Source organism: Mesorhizobium sp. M7A.F.Ca.US.014.04.1.1 (assembly GCF_003998745.1).
Taxonomy (GTDB): Bacteria; Pseudomonadota; Alphaproteobacteria; order Rhizobiales; family Rhizobiaceae; genus Mesorhizobium; species Mesorhizobium ciceri.
In genome coordinates this window covers 10,140-12,489 of sequence record NZ_RZRW01000116.1, presented here as the reverse complement: position 1 = coordinate 12,489, position 2,350 = coordinate 10,140, and the positions used below count along the sequence as shown (strand labels likewise).

3 protein-coding genes are annotated in these 2,350 nt (G+C 63.3%); 1 reads left to right on the top strand and 2 read right to left on the bottom strand.

Going from position 1 to position 2,350, the window contains the following annotated elements; translation table 11 throughout:
* On the bottom strand, positions 1-207 hold a 207-nt coding region (locus EOA22_RS10740; protein ID WP_127389963.1), incomplete at its 3' end, for a DUF2244 domain-containing protein.
* 22 nt (positions 208-229) lie between these two features.
* Here EOA22_RS10740 and nth point away from each other — a divergent pair.
* Positions 230-1,054 carry an endonuclease III gene (nth, locus tag EOA22_RS10735; protein WP_063169002.1) on the top strand — a complete coding sequence of 275 codons (825 nt, stop codon included), beginning with the start codon at positions 230-232 and terminating at the stop codon, positions 1,052-1,054.
* A gap of 1 nt (position 1,055) precedes the next feature.
* Here the strand turns inward: nth and EOA22_RS10730 are convergent.
* A partial coding sequence (locus EOA22_RS10730; RefSeq protein WP_245478617.1) for a tripartite tricarboxylate transporter permease occupies positions 1,056-2,350 on the bottom strand: 1,295 nt, incomplete at its 5' end.

Genomic DNA, 2,350 nt, shown 5'->3' with positions numbered 1-2,350 from the left:
GATGTAGACGGCGGCCACGTCGAGGCCGAAGAAGCCGAACACCGGCCAGGCGCCGCGCGACAGGAAAAACGCGCCTGTCACCAGCCAGCCGAACAGCAGCGCGCCCATCAGGACGAAGAAGCCTGTCCGGCCCAGAGACCGGTGCGGGGTCAGTAGCGCCTGAAAGAATGGCTCGTCGGCCTGAAACGAGGCGTTTGTGTCGCTCATGAGGGGATATTATAGGAGGGAAATGGCAAGCCCCAAGTCCAAAGATTCTTCCCTGTCCAAAAAAGAGCCGTTGCCCGCACGACGCGATGGTTCGAACGCAAAGCCGCGCCCGCGGCCGGCGCGAAGCGCGTTACGCTACAGCCCGGCCGAAGTGAAAGAGATATTCCGGCGCTTTTCCGTCCAGCGGCCCGAGCCGAAGGGCGAGCTCGAACATGTCAACGCCTTCACGCTGCTGGTCGCGGTGGTGCTGTCGGCGCAAGCGACGGATGTAGGCGTCAACAAGGCGACGCGGGCGCTGTTCAGGGCCGCCGATACGCCGCACAAGATGCTGGCGCTGGGGGAAGCAAGGGTCGGCGAATATATCCGCACCATCGGGCTGTGGCGCAACAAGGCGAAGAATTTGATTGCGCTGTCGCAGGCGCTGATCCGCGACCATGGCGGCGAGGTACCCGATAATCGAGATGAATTGGTCAAGCTGCCCGGGGTCGGGCGCAAGACCGCCAATGTCGTGCTCAACATGGCCTTCGGCCAGCACACGATGGCGGTCGACACGCACATTCTTCGCATAGGCAACCGGCTCGGATTAGCGCCCGGCAAGACGCCGGAACAGGTCGAGCAGGGATTGTTGAAGATCATTCCGGACGAATATATGCGCCATGCACATCACTGGCTGATCCTGCATGGCCGCTACGTCTGCAAGGCGCGCAAGCCGGATTGCCCGGCCTGCGTCATCGCCGACATCTGCAAGGCCGAGGTCAAGACGACCGATGTGCCGGCACCGCTGGTGCCGATCGCACCGCTCGACCCGGTCGAAGAGGTTCAGGACCGAGGCGGAACGGCGGCGTAATTCAACTCTCCTCCACAAACACCTCTTCGCGCTTTTTCTTGACCGCCGGCAGGAAGACGACGGCGAGCACGGCGAGCGCTATGAGCAGCAGGCCGGCGCTGATCGGTCTGGTCACGAAGGTGCTCGGGTCGCCGCGCGAGAGAATCATGGCGCGGCGCAGATTTTCCTCGAGCAGCGGGCCGAGCACGAAGCCGAGCAGCAGCGGTGCCGGTTCGCAGCGCAGCTTGGTCAGGAGGTAGCCGAGGAAGCCGAAGAAGGCGACGGCGTAGAGATCATAGACGTTGCTGTTGACGCTGTAGACGCCGATCGAGCAGAACGCCATGATGATCGGGAAAAGCACGTAATAGGGGATCGTCAGCAGCTTCACCCAAAGCCCGATCAGCGGCAGGTTGAGGATGATCAGCATCAGATTGCCGATCCACATCGAGGCGATGATGCCCCAGAACAGCGCCGGCTGTTCGGTCGCGACATTGGGGCCGGGCACGATGCCCTGGATGATCATGGCGCCGATCATCAGCGCCATGACAGGGTTGGCCGGAATGCCCAGCGTCAGCATCGGGATGAAGGAAGTCTGCGCACCGGCATTGTTTGCCGATTCCGGTCCGGCGACGCCTTCGATGGCGCCCTTGCCGAACTCCTTCGGGTTTTTCGAGACGCGTTTTTCGACCGTGTAGGAGGCAAAGGCTGCCAGGATCGCGCCGCCTCCCGGCAGGATGCCGAGCGCTGAACCGATGATCGTTCCGCGCACGATGGGCGCTGCCATGCGCCGAAAGTCCTCGCGGGTCGGCATAAGGCCGGTGACCTTGCGGATCATCACGGAGCGCTCATCCTCGTTTTCGAGGTTGCGCAGGATCTCGGCGATGCCAAAGACACCGACCGCCACCGCAACGAAATTCAACCCGTCGGCATATTCCCGGATTCCAAGCGTGAAGCGCGGCGTGCCGGTGTAAATGTCGGTGCCGACAACGCCGAGCAGCAGGCCGAGCACGACCATGGCCAGCGCCTTGACGATCGAGCCGTGGGCGAGCGCGACGGACGAAACCAGGCCGACGATCATCAGCGAAAAATACTCGGCCGCGCCGAATTTCAGCGCGATCGCCGTCAGCGGCGGGGCAAAGATGGCGACGAGGAACGTCGAAACGGTGCCGGCAAAGAACGAGCCGATGGCCGCGATCGCGAGGGCCGCCCCGGCGCGGCCGTTCCTGGCCATCTGGTAGCCGTCGATCGCGGTGACGGCGGACGAGGATTCGCCGGGCATGTTGATGAGAATGGCGGCGGTGGAGCCGGCATATTGCG